We start from the raw sequence: 17,650 nt of genomic DNA, 5'->3' as shown, positions 1-17,650 counted from the left end.
GAGTTAGTGAACCACTACATTTTCAGATAGAAATCTTTAGTTAATTCAATGTAACGATCAGAATAACAATGACGGCCTTTATCTTCAATAATCATTTCTTCAATTAACACAGTATCTGTAGCTTGCTTCGAGAGCTCAATCAGGCACCTTACAAAACCTTTTGTTGGTGTTGGTTTAATGCGATTGATTCGACTTACATGAAAACCTATCTCAATTGCTAGTGCGGTAAACTCTTTTTCAGATGAGAACGGTAAAACTAGTGAAAACCGTCCACTTCCATTAAGAAGATTAAAGCTATTTTGAAGTAATTCTCTGTAGGAAAGACTATCGGTATGTCGCGCCATAGAGCGTGCATCATTCGTACTTTTTAATGAATTATTAAAGTAAGGAGGGTTACAAACTATATGGTCAAACTTTGATTCTTCATGAAGTACAAAGTCCTGGAGCGAGGAATGAGAAACGGATAATCGTTGACTCCATTCAGACTCCAAAAAATTTTGTTTAGCCTGATCAACGGCAGCGTCTTCGATATCAATGGATTTTATTTTTGCACCTATATTACGTTGAGCAAGCATTAAAGCAATAAGCCCAGTTCCTGTACCAATATCTAAAATCGTTTGACTATTGGCTACATCTGCCCAGGCCCCCAATAACACACCGTCAGTACCTACTTTCATAGCGGTTTTATCCTGGTGCACGATAAACTTCTTGAATTGAAAAAACGTATTAGACATTTAAAACTGTTCGTTTACACCCAGACTAAATAATGCAAAATCGTATTTTACAGGATCAAGGGGATCAAAAATTCTTAAGGTTTCCATCACCTCCTCCACAGCTTTCATATCGTTCTGCTTTCTAGTAAGAATCCCTAAGTGACGAGATACATTTCCGGTATGAAGATCGAGTGGCAACAACAAATCAGCTGCTGAAATCCCTTTCCAAAGACCAAAATCAACGCCTTTATTATCGTTACGAACCATCCACCTAAGAAACATGTTTATGCGTTTTGCAGAAGATCCCTTTTTTACATTGGCCACATGTTTATGTGTACGCTGAGGAGCATCAAAGCTTAAAAACACATCGCGAAAATGACTTATAGCATACTTCAAACCGCCATTTTGGTAGCCATCCATGAATAAAGATTCAAGGCCGCCATGTTCCAAATAAATACGACGTAAGGCTTTCAGAAAGTAGGTGCCATCAACAGCTGAAAAGGTACGATAGTAGAAGTTTTCAAGTTCCATCCAATCATGCTCATCAGCATTTATCAAAAAATCATATGGCTGATGCTTTAGGATACGCATTAGATTGGAAGCACTCTTCAATATTAAATCTCGCCGCCCCCAAGCTATGGTTGCAACCATAAAAGCAGCAATTTCAATATCTTCTTTTTTAGAAAATAAGTGCGGAATAGAAATTGGATCATCAGCGATAAATGCCGGTTGATTATATTTTTTTACCTTCTCATCAAGAAAGATCTTAATTTCCTCTATTTGCATAGCTACGCTTAGTTAATTAAGCCATCTTTCATCTCTATCATGCGGTCGCACATTTTTGCTAAATGGTAATCGTGCGTAACAATTACAAAGGTCTGATTAAAGGCCTTACGCAAATCAAAAAATAACTTTTGCAGTTCCTCCTGACTATGCGAATCCAAATTTCCAGAAGGTTCGTCGGCAAAAATTACTGCTGGTTTATTTATCAAAGCTCTGGCAACGGCCACTCTTTGTTTTTCGCCTCCGCTCAATTCCGCAGGTTTATGATCATAGCGCTCTTCTAAACTCAAGAAAGTCAACAATTCTTTAGCTCGCTTTTCAGATTCAGCTTTTGACATGCCATTAATTAACGCAGGCATCATCGCATTTTCAAGTGCTGTAAACTCAGGTAGTAGCTGATGAAATTGAAATACAAATCCAATTTTAGTATTTCTAAAATGAGCCAAGTCTTTCCCTTGCAGCGAACTTAAATTAATCCCATCGATAAAAACCTCACCTGCCGATGGCTTATCTAAAGTCCCCAGAATTTGTAGCAGTGTGGTTTTTCCGGCACCACTAGCTCCCACAATAGAAACCACTTCACCGGCCTCTACATGTAAATCAATGCCTTTTAGAACTTCTAAATTTCCGTAGCTTTTTCTTATTTGCTTACACCTAATCATATCTACACAAATAATAAATAAATGTAAAAGATATATATTGATAGAAGAATCATTCCTTTCCAACGTGTTACAACACCTCTTGATAAAGGCAAAATAACTATCAATAACAAGACTGCGATAGCGAACATCCACCAATAGTCAACATTAACCATAGAGGCATTAACGCTTATGGGTTTAATTGAAGAAGTAATACCCAGCACAGCCCAAACATTAAAAATATTTGATCCTATAATATTACCAATTGAAATATCACTTTCTTTTTTAATAGCCGCCATTAACGACGTTGCTAACTCTGGCACACTGGTTCCAATGGCCACAACTGATATACCAATTACTCTTTCACTAACACCTAACTTAGAGGCTACATCCTTAGCGCCAACAACTAACCAATCGGCTCCAAAATAAAGACCTGCAGCCGCTAACACAAATAAGCCAATTGTTTTAAGTAAAGACATACTTGGTAATACTATTGTCTCCTGAGCTTTGTTATTCTTACGACTACTATAAACAGCCCACAGAATATAAATAGCAAGCATAACGAGAAAGACAATACCCTCAAGGGTACTTAATTGATTGTTACGACTCGCTAGCATCAAACCAATAGTTGCCAGCATCATAACCATCCAATCAAACCAAATCGCTTTCTTTTTAACCTTTACAGGATAAACAATTGATACAAGCCCTAAAACCAAGGCAATGTTGGCAATATTAGAGCCCACTACATTTCCCACTGAAATATCGGCTGCACCATCAAAAACAGCTCTTAAACTAACTAAGAGCTCTGGTGCCGATGTTCCAAAAGCAACAACAGTAATTCCAATTACCAAAGTAGATACCTTAAAGTGTCTGGCTAATTGAACGCTCGACTTTACCAGCCAGTCTCCACTAAAAAATAAAAGAACGAATCCGGCTAATAAATATAAAATTGGGGGCATAAAATATGTTTTATGAATCGATTATGTCTTCGCGTGAAATGGGTCCGTCTTTTTTAATCGGAGGCACTTCACCATCTTTCTCAGGAGACTTTTCTTGGTCTTTATTTTCCTCTTCAGATAAGCCATACGGATCATTGACATCAACATCCTCATTAACCGCATCACTTACAGCTTCAATTTCACTGTTTAATTCAGCTCTTGTCTCCTTAACCACATCTGTAATGTCACTGGTATTATTACGAAACTCTTGCTTAATCTCGTCTGAAGCACGCCTAAATTCATTCATTCCTTTACCTAACATACGTGCGACATCAGGAATACTCTTTGCTCCAAATAATAATAAGACAACAAGTACGACAATAATAACCTCACCACCAGAAATAAAAAGAATCGTATCCATAATCAATATTTTCAAGTTCAAAGATAATAAAATAGCGGCATCATTATAAAAGAAAAGCTCCATGATCAAATCATGGAGCTTTTCTTTTATCGTATCAATTAATTATTTCTTCTGCTTCTTTTTATTAAGAAAGTTGAAAGTAACAGGAGTTGCAATAAACAATGATGAGTAAGTACCAACAAGTACACCAACCATCAAGGCAAATACAAATCCGCGAATTACTTCACCTCCAAATAGGAAGATGACTAATAACACAACAAAGGTAGTTAACGAGGTATTTACCGTACGACTAATTGTTGAGTTAAGAGCAGCATCCACCACTTCGTCTTTAGCACGTTTTGGATATAGTTTAAAATACTCACGAATACGGTCAAATACAACCACTGTATCGTTAATCGAATATCCAATAACCGTTAAGATTGCAGCAATAAAAGCCTGGTCAATTTCCATTGAGAAAGGCATAAATGAATAGGTAACAGAGAATACACCTAGTACAATAATAACATCATGCACCAAGGCAGCTAATGCTCCAAAACCATATTCTTTATTGCGGAAACGGATTAAAATATAAAGGAAGATTACCAGTAAACTAAAGCCAATTGCTAATCCTGCATTCTTTTTAATATCACTGGCAATGGTTGGTCCTACTTTCTGAGAACTCATGCGGTAGTTAGCCAAGAATTCATCCTGTGTAACGTTGCCTTTAACAAAAGTCTTTAAGCTATTGTAAAGTTTAGCTTCCACCTGATTATCGATCGCCTCAGAGTTTTCCTCGATCATATAGTTAGTGGCAATACGCACTTGGTTACCATCGTTACCAAATTGCTTAGTCTCAACATGAGCACCGTCAAATTCGGCAGTTAAGGCATCCTGTACATCGGTAGATGACACCTGCTCATCGAAACGTACAACAAATGTACGACCTCCAGTGAAATCAATTCCTTGTTTTAAGCCTCGTGTAGTTAATGAAGCTAATGAACCAACAATAGCAATCGCCGAAATGATAAAGAATAATTTTTTCTTCTCAAGGAAACGAACATGTAAGTTCTTATATAAGTTACGAGTAACTTTCGTATCAAAAACTAAGGTCTTGTTCTTGCTCAACATTTTTTCGAAAATCAATCGTGTAATAAAAATAGCTGAGAAGAATGAAGTAGCAATACCAATCATTAAGGTAGTTGCAAAACCTTTGATAGGACCTGTTCCGAACAAGAATAAAATTAAACCAGTTAAGAAGGTTGTAACGTTGGCATCAATAATGGCAGAGAATGCATTTCTATAACCATCTTTAATTGCTAACTGAATTCCTTTACCAGAACGTAGCTCTTCCTTAATTCGTTCATAAATAAGTACGTTGGCATCAACCGACATACCAATTGTTAGAACAATACCTGCAATACCTGGCAATGTTAACACAGCTCCAAAAGAAGCTAAAACACCCATGATAAAGAACATATTTGCTACCAATGCAAAGTCGGCTACCCAACCAGCACGTATACCGTAGTACAACAACATATAAATCAGAACAACAATAAATGCCCAAATAAATGATGTTAAACCGCTATCAACAGCTTCCTGACCCAATGATGGTCCAACAACAGTATCCTCAACAATACGAGCTGGAGCAGGTAATTTACCTGACTTCAAGATATTTGCTAAATCCTGTGATTCTTCAGGAGTAAAGTTTCCTGTGATTTGACTCTGTCCACCATCGATTTTTTGATTTACAGTTGGGAAACTATAAACAAATCCATCTAACACAACAGCAATGCTTCGGTCAATATTAGCTCCCGTTAAACGAGACCATGATTTAGCACCTTCCGCATTCATACTCATGCTAACCTCAAACTGACCTCTTTGGTTCGTTTGGCTACGAGCAGATGTAATTACATCACCCTCTAATGGAGGACGACCATCGTGCGTACTCACTTTAATAGCCACCAACTGATATGCTGTTTCTTTGTCGTTAACATCATTACCAAAACGACTAACTAAATAATCTTTTTCGATAGGCTTAACGGTCCAGAAGAAACGTGCATTCTTTGGAAATAAACTTTTGATAGAAGGATTAGCTAAATAGCTATTTACTTCAGCAGTATCACGAGATAATGCAACTCCAACAACCGGTCCTCTTTGTTGAGGGTGGTTAGGTTGTAAATATGTAAATAGTGATGTAGCACTTGCAGCTTCTAAAGAATCAGCTGATGTAGCATCGGCTGCTAATTGATCAACTAAAGAAGTATCATCGCCAGTTGTCTCTTCAACAGCTTCCTCTTCAACTTCGCTTACAGGAGCTTTAGCTGCTTCCATTTCACGAACTTTTGTGTCGGCCTGAACCAATGATTCAAACAATTCAGAATTTTCGTAAGTCTCCCAGAACTCTAAACTAGCTGTTCCTTGAAGTAGTTTACGAACACGTTGTGGGTCAGTTACACCAGGTAACTCAACTAATACACGTCCGGCTTTTTCAAGACGTTGAATATTTGGCTGTGTTACACCAAAGCGGTCAATACGTGAGCGAAGAATGTTAAATGCGTTATCAATCGCACTAGTTGATTCTTCTTTAATCACAAGTAAAACCTCTTCGTTGGTTGAGTTGTAACTCACACGATCTTTAAGTTCTACTGTATTGAATATGGTTGCTAACTGAGCGTTCGGATCAATATCTGAAAATGCTTTTCCGAATAATTTGATGAAATCTTCTGATGAGTTCTTCTCAGCTTCCTCGGCAGCTTTTAAAGCTTTAAGGAATGTTTCATCGGTATTATAATTCGAAAGAGCCTTAACAACATCGGCCACTTTAACCTCAAGAATAAGGTTCATACCACCTTTTAAGTCAAGACCGAAATTAATCTCACGCTCTTTACATTCTTGGTAAGTATACTTCCTGGCTACCCATAAAAAGTTATAAACCGTCTCGTTTTTAATTGAATCCAGGTAAGCAAATTCTTTCTCTGCATCGCCTCCTGCCATCTCTTTCGCCACATTTTCCACTCTACGAGTCTGGAACGTAAACATTAATTGATATAAGCTGACTAACACCAACAATATGGCAAAAAGTCTAATAGCTCCTTTGTTCTGCATTTGTTAATAATTTTTATAATTCGTTTTGACAAACTTTGCATCTTAGTCGCGCAAATATATCGAAATTTTTCATATACAAGACTTAAAAGGAAGTGTTAAATTGATATTCTATGGATTCTAACTCATCATTTTTTAATGATGATGGGAAATAATAAAAACTTGCTTTTATTTAGGACGCAGCAAGCCTTAGAGTAGAACCTCTGAATGTTTGAATAAATGTTACCACAAATGCTAACGCGATTAGTACTATTGCCCACAGAATAAAAGCACCAAATCCTATAAAATCGAAATAGGCATAGCTACTTGCCCAGGCTTTTATAGCCCAATAAGCTGGCAAGGATGCAAATAGCACACCTAACAACACATAGAAGCCAAACATAGAAAACACCTGAGACATAATCGATTGCCTTGAGGCACCAATCACATTTTTAATAGCAATAGATTCAGCTTTATACTCGATTATAAAAGCAACCAAAGCAATTACCCCTAACAGGGCAATAAACAAGGATAGCAATGCAAAAACGGACATTATTTTTGCAATACGAACTTCTTCTTCATACAAGCGATTTAACCTTTCTGACATACTCTTATGTACGAAAGGGGCTCCATCGGAATACTTATCCCATATCTTTTTAATTTCTTCAATTTGTTCAGGATTAACACCCTCAGTTTTAACCAAAACATATTCAAACCTCATTTTATTCGACAAAAGAAGCAAACCCAAAGGTTTAATTTCAGAGAAAAAAGATTCGTAATGAAAGTCCTTAATCACGCCCACTGTATTAAGCGACCATTTACTATTTCCAAATACTTCTAGCTTATCTTCCAAAGGTTTGCGAAGCTTAAGTTTTTTAACCGCAGCCACATTTAAACTAAGGCCCATGCTATCTCCAAGTTCAGTACTCAGGAATCGTCCAGCCTTTAATCGGAGGTTCAAAACATTAAAATAATCTTCATCTACATAGTTCAATGGAAGCATTACGACCCGATCATTATCTACATCATTAATTCGAAATGGGCCTTGAATATAATCATCTCCAGGCAGGCTACTACAGGCACTTACATACTTCACACCTTCTACCTGCAACAATTCACGCTTAAACTCTGGTAATTTTTTACGCACCGCATTACCTCTTTCAATCACCATTATATTTTGAGCATCATAACCATGTTCGCTATCACGCACAAAATCTATCTGCCACCACATAGCCGAAGCAACAACAACCAGAAACATAGCAACGGCAAACTGACTGGTCACTAACAAACCTCTGATAACAAAGCCTGCTTTTCCGATGGAATAATTGCCAGATATTAATTTCTCAGGCTTTCTTCCTGAAAAGAAAAATGCTGGAAAGCTACCTGCTATCAAACCAACTAAAAGCAACGCTATTAGTATGCCGAAGAAATCAACCCAACCTCTGAAGAAATTAAACTCTAAGTTAAGCTCGAAAAAGGAATTAAAATAAGGTAATAATAACTCTAAAAGGACCATACCAATAAACATGGCGCCCAAACCATATACCAAAGCCTCTACCAGAAACTGCATAATTAATTGGCCTCGCGTAGCACCAACCAACTGTCTATAACCAACTTCTCTATATTTTACCTTTAACTTAGCTGTTGTCAGGTTCATAAAATTGACACAAGTCGTCAACAGTACAAACATGGCAACAAAAACAAATAACTGAATGTAAATAGGTTTTGAGTTAGCCTTGAGTTCCCCATCGAGATGAGATGCAAAGTGAATACTTTTAATACTCTGAGCAAAAAAGGATAGTTCAATGCTATCAGTCGATTGTTCGAGTTTCATCATCTCCTCAACCTGTGGAGAAATTAGTTTATCCTTTTCGACATTAACTTGCTTAACAAATTCATTTTTGTCTATATTCTTGTTCAGCTTGAAATATGTATAACAATTAAGATACATCCAATCTGACTTCCAATTCTCAACATAAGCAGAGTCTCCCTTTCTCAAAAGTATCTCATCAATTGTATTTAAAGATGCTACAAAACTAAAATCAAAGTGCGATGCAGTTGGCAGCTCTTCACACACCGCCACAACCTCATACTCTACTCCATCACGATTAATGAACTTCCCAACAGCAGCTTCATCTTGAAAATACATACCGGCAACACGTTCTGTTATGACAACTTTACGAGGAGAGCTTAAATCGACTGGTGTATTACCCTCAATAATCTTCAAATCGAACAGTTCAAAAAACTGCTCACTGCCAAACATAAAACCAGATTCATTATAGCGCACATCTCCTTTTACAACAACATTATTTGCACCTGGAATAAAACGGACAATTTTTTCAACTCCATCCATCTTTTCCAAAACATGGGCTAATGGCATTGGTGTTGTAGCACTATTAATAAGGTTATTTGCTAAAACACCCTCCGTACTCATTCGATATATTTGATCGCTATCACTAAAAGATCCATCATAATTCAATTCGTGTCTCACCAATAAAATCACAAAAAGCCCTAGAACAAGGCCAACGGACAAGCCAACAATATTAAGTAGAGCATATACACCCTGCTTTTGAATATTGCGGATAGCCACTTTTATATGGTGATTCAACATCATTCTATAATCGATTTTTAATATTTTCTGTTATCACATGTCCATCGTACAACTGAATTACGCGCTGTCCTTTATCAGCCTCAGTGGCTGAATGTGTAGCCATAACAATTGTTAAGCCCTCCTCGTTTAAAGCGGACAGTACATCCATCACTTTGTTACCATCTGCCGATAGCAAATTACCAGTAGGCTCGTCAGCAATTAAAACATCTGGATTAATTACATAGGCCCTAGCAATCGCAACCATTTGTTTTTGCAAGGCCGATAATTGATTCGGATAATACTGCTTTAGGTGTGTAAGTTGAAATTTTGACAACATCTTTTGTACTTGTTCTTGACGATTTTTCTTTGAGTACTTTAGATATTGTAATGGCAACTCAATGTTCTCAAGTACATTTAGCTCATCTATTAGTCCAAAATTCTGAAAAACGAAACCAATACCACCTCTTCGAAGATTGCTTCGCTGTCTTTCTTTAAGGCGGCTCACCTCATGGCCCATAAAAAACATTTCACCCGAAGAAGGCTTGTCAATTAAACCAATTGTATTAATCAACGATGTTTTACCACTTCCTGAGGGACCAAGAATTACAACATACTCACTTTCTTCAATGTCTAAATTGACATTTTGAAGAACCGTTGTTTCAATGGAACCATTCCTAACTACCTTGGTTAAGTTTCTTGCGTGAATCATGGCTGCAATATTTTATGTTCGAAATCGAAACACAAGTGTACGAATTCGAACATGCTCTATAGATTAAATATTAGTTTAAAATCCCCTTTATTGATATAAATGCTAATGTAAACAACAAAACCAACACCTCTTAACCAACTACAATACTGATCCTTACATTGCATCATTCCCATTCCGAATACTCAAAAATAATACTATTCGTCGAACTAGAGAAAACACTTTCTATGCCACAAGGCTTAATACCTTACAATCAAGACAATTACAAAAACGGCATCCTTTTTGGTTAACATGAAATCGAATTTAACCGTACGCATTCGAACAACATGCCATGAATTGTAAGCATATTTATGGTATATTTAGTTTCGTAAAACTCAAAACAATGACAAAGAAATCAGGACGAATCCTCGCTATAGATGACAATGCAGATATTCTTTTTGCTTTGAAACTATTATTAAAACCTCATGTAGAAAGCATTACCACATCAACAGACCCTAATAAAATACCTGCGCTTATGGCTGAAGAGTCATTTGATGTTGTTCTCTTAGACATGAACTTTACTAAAGATGCAATTAGCGGTCAAGAGGGTTTTCAATGGCTTGAGAAAATCTTAGAAATAGACCCATTAGCAGTCGTTTTGTTTATTACGGCGTATGGCGATGTAGAAAAATCAGTTAAAGCCATTCGTGCTGGCGCAACTGACTTTATTTTAAAACCTTGGCAAAACGAAAAGCTTTTAGCTACGGTCAACTCAGCCATCAAACTACGCCTATCACGGAACGAAGTCAAACAATTAAAAAGCAAACAAAAAGAGTTAAATACTATTCTGGATCAACCTTTTGCTGATTTCATAGGTGTTTCACCTGGCATGCAAAATGTATTCAACACCATTAAAAAAGTAGCAGGAACAGATGCTAACGTTTTAATACTAGGGGAAAATGGAACGGGTAAAGAATTGGTAGCACGCGCTCTACATCGTAACTCTTTGCGCACCAACGAAAGCTTTATTAGTGTGGATTTAGGTGCATTAAGCGAGTCATTGTTTGAAAGCGAATTATTTGGACACGTAAAAGGCGCATTTACCGATGCCAAGTCGGAAAGGCCTGGTCGTTTTGAATTGGCCTCTGGTGGAACTATATTCTTAGATGAAATCGGCAACTTATCATTGCCCCTCCAAGCAAAGCTATTAACGGTTTTAGAACGCAGAGAGGTAACTCGTGTTGGAGCTAACAAATCAAAACCTATCGATATTCGACTAATTTGCGCAACTAACATGAATTTAAAGCAGATGGCTATGGAAGATAGCTATCGTCAAGATTTAATTTACCGAATTAATACGGTTGAGATTGAGCTACCTCCACTAAGAGAAAGACCTGAAGACATACCTGTTTTAGCCGATCATTTCCTAAAGATTTTCTCGAAAAAATATAAGAAAAAAGTCAATCGATTATCGTCGAAGGTCATTAAAAAATTAACGAATTATCCATGGCCAGGAAATGTACGTGAATTCCAACACATCCTTGAACGCACAGTGATTATGAGTGAGTCTCCAAATTTTGAAGAATCTGATTTCCAACTCTCTTCACTACCTAGTAGTTCTGAAGGCTTTGAATTTGACACCTACAACCTTGAAGACATTGAAAAGCAAATAATTGAAAAAGTACTTCGCATGAATAGAGGTAATGTTTCAAAAGCTGCGGCTGATTTAGGTCTCACTCGCACATCGTTATACCGAAGACTTGAGAAGCATGGTTTATAATAATTTTAGAATTAACTTTATTGTAAGGACCTTGCTTTTAGCAGGGTCAATTTTTGCGTTCTTCTATTTATTTTTCAATACGGATTTAACAATGACGCTGGTTTTAGTTGGATTGCTAATAGCTTTCCAAATATTTGCCATGATTCATTATGTTGATCGGACGAACAGAGTATTAAATAACTTTCTCGAATCAATTCGTTACTCCGATTTCACAAGAACTTTTCAAGTAGAGAGTCTTGATTCATCTTTTGACAAACTCAAAAAATCATTTAATGAGGTAATTCAAGATTTTCAAGAAGTAAGGGCAGAAAAAGAAGAGAACTATTATTATTTACAAACGGTTATTCAGCATATTGGAATATCGCTAATTGCTTATGGAAAAGATGGCAAGGTTGAATTGATTAATAACGCAACTAAAAAACTATTTCAGGTACGATCCTTAAATAACATTCAAGCCTTAAGCGACTTTAGTCCTGAACTAGTTCAAAAACTACTTACCATCAGACATGGCGAAAATACATTAATAAGGGTTCAAGAAAAAGACGAACTCTTGCAGTTAGCCATTTATGCAACTGAATTTAAGATTCATAACCGTACAATTCTACTTATATCGATAAAAAACATACAGGATGAATTAGAAGAAAAGGAAATGGAATCGTGGCAAAAGCTAATTCGTGTTCTAACACACGAAATTATGAATTCCATTACTCCAATTTCCTCCTTATCATCAACCATTACCATGATACTAAATGATCTATCATCGAGTTTAAAAGAAAAAAACACGGATGAAGATGATTTAGAAACCATTAAGGAGGTAGAAGGTGCACTTCAAACGATTCATAAACGTACCGATGGCTTATTACACTTTGTAAATACATATCGGGATCTAACAAGAATTCCCACACCCACTTTTGCCATTTTCACTATTAATAAGCTACTAATGAACATTAAAGGCTTATTAAACGAAGAGTTAAAAAGCAAAAACATCAAATGCATTATTAAAATTGAACCTAACTCATTAGAGCTTTCGGCGGACGAAAAACTAATTGAACAGGTTGTTATTAACCTGGTTAAAAATGCCATACAAGCCCTTGATGGAAGGGAGAATGCAGAAATTCAACTCAATGCATTTCTTAACAAACGTGGCAGAATAACCATCCAAGTGATTGATAATGGGCAAGGAATATTACCAAATGTATTGGATAAAATATTTATCCCATTCTTTACAACCAAACCGCAAGGATCGGGCATTGGCTTAAGTTTATCAAAGCAAATACTTCGTTTACACGGAGGAACCATATCGGCCTATTCCGAACCTGAAGTAGCCACAAAATTCACACTTACTTTTTAAGCATAAAAAAAGGTGCAAACCCAATGGGAATGCACCTTTTTCAAATATTTTATTATTATTCAGCTTTCATACGATTAAACATGACTGCTAAATGCGCATATAAGGAAGTGTTTTGTACAACCACACTTTCATCTACCTTAATCCTAACAGGTGTAAAGTTCCACATGGCCTTAATACCAACCTCTACTAATTTATTGGCAACATCCTGAGCCTTATCCACAGGTACTGTTAAAATTCCAATAGAGGCCTTACCCTCATGCATATTGGCTAACTCTTCAAAATGATAGATGGGCACCCCTTCAATGGTTTTACCTACAACCTCAGGATCAACATCAAATGCCGCTACCACTTTAAGTCCAAATTGTTTCAAGCCATGATCGTGTAGTAATGCCTTACCCAAGCTACCTACACCAAACAAATAAGCTTCATCAACAACAGTAAAACCGAGAAAATCTTCCAAAACATCAATCAATGGCTCCACTTCGTAACCCACTCTTGTTTTACCAACAATACTCGTATATGATAAATCCTTTGTTACTTGAGTAGGATCAACCCCCATATCGCGAGCTATTAAAGTAGATGATATATGTTTAAGCCCTTCTTTTTGAGCCAACTTTAAATACGCTAAATAACAAGGCATCCTACGAAGAGCCGGCTCTGGTACTAAGTTGTTTTTTTTGCGATTTGTTAACGACATGTTGTAGTTTTCAAATGATTATAACTTGCTATTTAACTTATAAAACTAATTAATTATTTATGGGTTAAGAAACATTAATTGTTATAAGTCTATTTCTGCAATAGGTTTACAAAATTAACTAAGTTTTTTAATGATGATTCATTTCTTTAATTAAAAATGACAAGATTTATATCATCCAACTAATTAATGATCACTGATAGTCAATTATTTTAAATCATTTAGGCTTTACGATGCCATTTTTTTAAGATCTTTTTCCAACAATCCGTCTCTGTTCTTTTTGCTCACCATGTGATAGTCAAAATAATAAAAAGTTGAACTATCGGCTCCAATAAGCATTTTGTAGCAACGTGCCTTATACTTTGTACCCTCGGGACCAACTTTATGCATAAAAACAGTGTTTTCATCCTTGCGCTCAATCGCATCTTCAACCTCATCCTGTGTCACAATTTTAATATTGTAAGGATAAATACTTTTTAATTTTCCAATCGTATTTACCTCAGGCGACAAATCTTCTTTAACAACTAAGAGGGTTTTGTCCGATAAGCTCGTCACATTTTTATTGTAATATTTAAACGCGTTAGCCTTAATTAACTCTGGACGCTCATTCATCAAGCTTACATGATCCTGAATAAAACGCACAAAAGCCTCAACCTTGTACGCATAGCTCGTATCTTCAACACGCAAGTACGAAAGTGGCAAAGAACATAAATCTGGCAAATTACGAACATCCGTATCTGTTTCGCCCATCAATAGGCTTAAGAAGTTATAGCGTGCTTTGGTTTTATCTGCATCAAAAGTAGCCACTGTCGTAATTAAAAATGAATATGATGGATCATTTCGTTTATCTTCAAACTCAGCATTGCTAATAAATTCAAAATCTGTCAATGTCCAAACCGATTCCATAACTTCCTTAATTTTGAAGTTAAAATCACTCATCGGATTAACATCCATAACCACTAGGGTTTTTGTATTTAAAAAAGCCTGATAGTCTTCTTTAGAAGGTAAATGTTCTTTTCCTGAAACACTTGACACAAATAATAGGGCACTTAAAAACGTTAAAATTGTTCTCATCTATATTACATTTAAGTTATTTTTCTTTTGCGCTTATCATCTACCCAAAGGAACCTGAAAGAATTTAAAAACAACCAAGTTTAATTTCAGTTTAGGTAGAAAAAATCACATCCAAAACTCTGATAATAGAGTTAATTTTCGATGTAATTTCAAAGCCTCTTACGCTAATCTACCCTTGAACGGTTACACCAAATTGAATTTAATTTTATCAAACTGGAAAAAAAAATGTGTAAATGCCAATTAAGTGCCTGAATAAATTATTTTTGTTATAGAATCGTAAACAAGAATAATCGCTCGCGCCAGATGCTTGATCAAAATAACAAACAGCATGGCTAATTGACGATTAATTACAAATGGGTAATTAAGTTCTATAGGATTTAGCATTGAGCAGTTCAACTCAGTGTTATTTCAGGTAATAGTTATTTCTATAAAGACTTGGGGCATGAAAATTATAAATAGATTTCTGACATTTTTTAGAGTTGAAAGCAAGAACAAGGTTGATGATGAGGAACAAGCACCAATGCTTATCAACAATTTAATCAACTTCTTTTTATTTTGCATAGTATTTATTGAAGGAATAATTTGTTTGCGTACCGAAAACATTTTTTTTGCAATTCCTCTTTTATCATTAAGCTTAATTTTTGCATTTCACTTTGTATACCTGAGTCGTAAAACGCAATCGGTAGGCATGCAAAACTCGTTATTCTTTTTCTCAAGTGTTACATTCTTGTATTTTGTAATTTTTGGTAGTAGTACAGGCCTCAACATTATTTGGTCAGCGCTTTTTCCTCCATTTATTATTTCACTAATGGGAATGAAAAGAGGATCTGTGTTTTCATTAATCTTTTCGGCAGTAATAACCATTTTCGTTTTTATTATTAACGACTATGGGCTAATTCCAGATGTTAAACAATATACTTTGGTTGAAAAGATTGTATTTATTAGTTTCTACAATATATTTTTCATTACTACCTATGGTATTCATTACACCTACACTGAAATAATACTTCGTAAGGAAAGGCGTGTTCTGGATTCCCAGAACTTCAATAAAACGCAGGAGGAATTAATTTCAAAGTTATCACACCAAATTAGAACACCTCTGAGTAACATTACTGGTATTATTGATATTCTGGAGAAGACAAACCTAAGCGATGACCAACGTGATTACATCAACACAATACATGCATCGTCGAATAACTTGGTAAACGTGGTTAATAACATGGTGGCTGCTACCAAAACTAACTTTAGCCAAATTCCGGCTGAAGAAGTCAGCTTCAACCTGTACTCAACCATCAACAACACCATTAAACTGTTCCAAGACGATCATAAAAAGAAAAAGTTTAGTTTATCTTTATCGGCAGACATCCCCACCAACTTAATTGGCAACAGCATAAAGGTTAAGCAAGTATTCCTAAACCTGCTCAACAGCTTGCTCAAATATAACAAAGCCGACCTTAAAACCATCACCATTGAAGTGTCTCGTAAAGAGTTATTACCTGATAAGATAGTTTTAAAGTTTCGCATCATTAGCAATACGGTTGTTCCAATTCCAAAGGCTGAATTGGGCGAAGACGCGATACATTCATCAGAAATAATTCACCTCAACCGATCAAAATACATTAATTTATTAGACCTAGGAATTACTCAAAAAATCATTGAAATGGATGGTAACAATATTGATATCATTCCTGACTCGGTAAAAACAGTTATTGAATTTACCGCTTCGTTCAAAGAAAATAACAACAGTCAATCGATTGAAAGCATTAAAGCACCCACAAAACAATCAGAGAACTTTTTTAAACCTGTTGTAGACATTGCGAATGCTAATATTTTATTAGTTGAGGATAACTTTAGTAATCAACAAATCATTATCCTGTACATAAAAGATGAAGTGAAGAAAATTGAGGTGGCATTTAATGGAAAAGAGGCTCTCGATAAATTTGGAAAAGCAAAATACGATTTAATACTAATGGATGTACAAATGCCTATTATGGATGGTTTTAAAGCTACAGAAAAAATAAGGCAGATAGAAAAAAGTACTGGCACCCACACGCCTATTATTGCGGTAACGGCTAATGCTTTTCCTGAAGATAAAGAAAAATGTTTGGCGTCAGGTATGGATGACTACATTAGCAAACCTTTTCAGCCAGAGGATCTGATTCGAAAAATGAAAAAACACCTAAGTTGATCATTAAAAGTATCGATTCATTCAATTTTAAATAGTTTTATCAAATGATCTACTCCAAATCAGGAGTAAATCATATCAGTTTGCTATAATTTAATAGAATACGGTTAAAAAAAGTCAACTCTCTGTTAATTACTGTTAAAGGGTATTGATTTTTAATTTAAGCCTTTTAAGTTTGTAAAGTGAGCCCATTTTACAATTTAAAAAAATACCATAGTGAAAAAAGAAACTGACATAACCCTAAAGTTAAAACGGAAGATACTTATATACTCTATTATTGAAGTGGCCTTAATAATTGCCTTACTAGGTTTTATTATGTTCCTGATTATGGTATTGATGAATTAATTACCGCTGTAGTACTATCTTCTTTTCAGCTATCAGTTGCCCATCAAGGTAGGTCAACAAAAGCCAATCACCCACTTTATCGTCGTAAGGCTCCCACACGGTATCACCCAAAAAGAATTCATAATCATTTGAATTAATAAAGTATTGCCCTTTAAATGAGGGTTCAATATTACCTTTTGGATCTTTAAAAGGAGGGTGCTCAATAATATAATCAACAACTTTCCCCTTTGCCCCTTTAATTTTTAAAACATACCCAAACTCAAGGTCTTCATGTATCTTAATACGGTCGGTTATTTTTATAAGTTTTGGTAACTTTTTAGAGCTTCTTTCCCACCTAGAGTACTCGCCATAACTATACAGTTCCCAAGTTATTTTTTTCTTTGCCATAAACCC

The 17,650-nt window shown here is 35.8% G+C and carries 14 protein-coding genes; 3 read left to right on the top strand and 11 right to left on the bottom strand.

The genetic code is table 11. From position 1 onward, the window contains the following. Positions 1 to 14 precede the first annotated feature (14 nt). From FNN09_RS16975 to FNN09_RS16940, 8 genes are all read right to left on the bottom strand, one after another. Entirely contained in the window at positions 15 to 734 is a 720-nt protein-coding gene (locus tag FNN09_RS16975; protein WP_143303673.1) for a tRNA1(Val) (adenine(37)-N6)-methyltransferase, read from the bottom strand. Then, the gene (locus FNN09_RS16970) at positions 735 to 1,499 is read right to left on the bottom strand and encodes a TIGR02757 family protein (RefSeq protein WP_143303672.1); all 765 of its coding nucleotides are present in this window, start codon (positions 1,497 to 1,499) and stop codon (positions 735 to 737) included. 8 nt (positions 1,500 to 1,507) lie between these two features. Beyond that, entirely contained in the window at positions 1,508 to 2,158 is a 651-nt protein-coding gene (locus FNN09_RS16965; protein WP_143303671.1) for an ABC transporter ATP-binding protein, read from the bottom strand. A 2-nt stretch (positions 2,159 to 2,160) separates the two neighbouring features. Next, entirely contained in the window at positions 2,161 to 3,093 is a 933-nt protein-coding gene (locus tag FNN09_RS16960) for a calcium/sodium antiporter (RefSeq protein ID WP_143303670.1), read from the bottom strand. 10 nt (positions 3,094 to 3,103) lie between these two features. Further along, the gene (locus tag FNN09_RS16955; protein WP_143303669.1) at positions 3,104 to 3,493 is read right to left on the bottom strand and encodes a twin-arginine translocase TatA/TatE family subunit; all 390 of its coding nucleotides are present in this window, start codon (positions 3,491 to 3,493) and stop codon (positions 3,104 to 3,106) included. Between the two features lie 102 nt (positions 3,494 to 3,595). Next, a complete protein-coding gene (gene secDF, locus FNN09_RS16950) occupies positions 3,596 to 6,577 on the bottom strand; it encodes a protein translocase subunit SecDF (protein ID WP_143303668.1) in 2,982 nt (993 codons plus the stop codon). A gap of 169 nt (positions 6,578 to 6,746) precedes the next feature. Next, positions 6,747 to 9,167 (bottom strand): ABC transporter permease, encoded by a 2,421-nt coding sequence (locus tag FNN09_RS16945; protein ID WP_143303667.1) that lies wholly within the window; start codon positions 9,165 to 9,167, stop codon positions 6,747 to 6,749. A gap of 1 nt (position 9,168) precedes the next feature. Beyond that, positions 9,169 to 9,852 (bottom strand): ABC transporter ATP-binding protein, encoded by a 684-nt coding sequence (locus FNN09_RS16940; RefSeq protein WP_143303666.1) that lies wholly within the window; start codon positions 9,850 to 9,852, stop codon positions 9,169 to 9,171. Positions 9,853 to 10,231: 379 nt separating this feature from the next. Between FNN09_RS16940 and FNN09_RS16935 the strand changes: the two genes are divergently transcribed. Beyond that, entirely contained in the window at positions 10,232 to 11,608 is a 1,377-nt protein-coding gene (locus FNN09_RS16935) for a sigma-54 dependent transcriptional regulator (RefSeq protein ID WP_143303665.1), read from the top strand. 139 nt (positions 11,609 to 11,747) lie between these two features. Continuing rightward, the gene (locus FNN09_RS16930) at positions 11,748 to 12,959 is read left to right on the top strand and encodes a PAS domain-containing sensor histidine kinase (RefSeq protein ID WP_255434153.1); all 1,212 of its coding nucleotides are present in this window, start codon (positions 11,748 to 11,750) and stop codon (positions 12,957 to 12,959) included. A 55-nt stretch (positions 12,960 to 13,014) separates the two neighbouring features. On the opposite strand, the gene FNN09_RS16925 is transcribed toward FNN09_RS16930, so the two are convergent. Both FNN09_RS16925 and FNN09_RS16920 read right to left on the bottom strand, forming a co-directional pair. Further along, on the bottom strand, positions 13,015 to 13,656 hold the full coding sequence (locus FNN09_RS16925) for a redox-sensing transcriptional repressor Rex (RefSeq protein ID WP_143303663.1): 642 nt from the start codon (positions 13,654 to 13,656) through the stop codon (positions 13,015 to 13,017). 225 nt (positions 13,657 to 13,881) lie between these two features. After that, positions 13,882 to 14,727, bottom strand: coding sequence for a hypothetical protein (locus FNN09_RS16920; protein WP_143303662.1), 846 nt, complete (start codon positions 14,725 to 14,727; stop codon positions 13,882 to 13,884). 442 nt (positions 14,728 to 15,169) lie between these two features. Between FNN09_RS16920 and FNN09_RS16915 the strand changes: the two genes are divergently transcribed. After that, a complete protein-coding gene (locus FNN09_RS16915; protein WP_143303661.1) occupies positions 15,170 to 16,915 on the top strand; it encodes a response regulator in 1,746 nt (581 codons plus the stop codon). Positions 16,916 to 17,257: 342 nt separating this feature from the next. On the opposite strand, the gene FNN09_RS16910 is transcribed toward FNN09_RS16915, so the two are convergent. Beyond that, positions 17,258 to 17,644, bottom strand: coding sequence for a DUF3859 domain-containing protein (locus tag FNN09_RS16910; RefSeq protein WP_143303660.1), 387 nt, complete (start codon positions 17,642 to 17,644; stop codon positions 17,258 to 17,260). Between the last annotated feature and the right edge of the window lie 6 nt (positions 17,645 to 17,650).

The sequence above is a fragment of the Carboxylicivirga sp. M1479 genome (genome assembly GCF_007097485.1).
Lineage (GTDB): Bacteria > Bacteroidota > Bacteroidia > Bacteroidales > Marinilabiliaceae > Carboxylicivirga.
This window is presented reverse-complemented; position numbering and strand designations above follow the sequence as displayed.

Excerpts from the sequence above, each read along its gene's own strand:
- FNN09_RS16975 (WP_143303673.1), bottom strand. The coding sequence starts at position 734 with ATGTCTAATACGTTTTTTCAATTCAAGAAGTTTATCGTGCACCAGGAT.
- FNN09_RS16970 (WP_143303672.1), bottom strand. The coding sequence starts at position 1,499 with ATGCAAATAGAGGAAATTAAGATCTTTCTTGATGAGAAGGTAAAAAAA.
- FNN09_RS16965 (WP_143303671.1), bottom strand. The coding sequence starts at position 2,158 with ATGATTAGGTGTAAGCAAATAAGAAAAAGCTACGGAAATTTAGAAGTT.
- FNN09_RS16960 (WP_143303670.1), bottom strand. The coding sequence starts at position 3,093 with ATGCCCCCAATTTTATATTTATTAGCCGGATTCGTTCTTTTATTTTTT.
- FNN09_RS16955 (WP_143303669.1), bottom strand. The coding sequence starts at position 3,493 with ATGGATACGATTCTTTTTATTTCTGGTGGTGAGGTTATTATTGTCGTA.
- secDF (WP_143303668.1), bottom strand. The coding sequence starts at position 6,577 with ATGCAGAACAAAGGAGCTATTAGACTTTTTGCCATATTGTTGGTGTTA.
- FNN09_RS16945 (WP_143303667.1), bottom strand. The coding sequence starts at position 9,167 with ATGATGTTGAATCACCATATAAAAGTGGCTATCCGCAATATTCAAAAG.
- FNN09_RS16940 (WP_143303666.1), bottom strand. The coding sequence starts at position 9,852 with ATGATTCACGCAAGAAACTTAACCAAGGTAGTTAGGAATGGTTCCATT.
- FNN09_RS16935 (WP_143303665.1), top strand. The coding sequence starts at position 10,232 with ATGACAAAGAAATCAGGACGAATCCTCGCTATAGATGACAATGCAGAT.
- FNN09_RS16930 (WP_255434153.1), top strand. The coding sequence starts at position 11,748 with ATGATTCATTATGTTGATCGGACGAACAGAGTATTAAATAACTTTCTC.
- FNN09_RS16925 (WP_143303663.1), bottom strand. The coding sequence starts at position 13,656 with ATGTCGTTAACAAATCGCAAAAAAAACAACTTAGTACCAGAGCCGGCT.
- FNN09_RS16920 (WP_143303662.1), bottom strand. The coding sequence starts at position 14,727 with ATGAGAACAATTTTAACGTTTTTAAGTGCCCTATTATTTGTGTCAAGT.
- FNN09_RS16915 (WP_143303661.1), top strand. The coding sequence starts at position 15,170 with ATGAAAATTATAAATAGATTTCTGACATTTTTTAGAGTTGAAAGCAAG.
- FNN09_RS16910 (WP_143303660.1), bottom strand. The coding sequence starts at position 17,644 with ATGGCAAAGAAAAAAATAACTTGGGAACTGTATAGTTATGGCGAGTAC.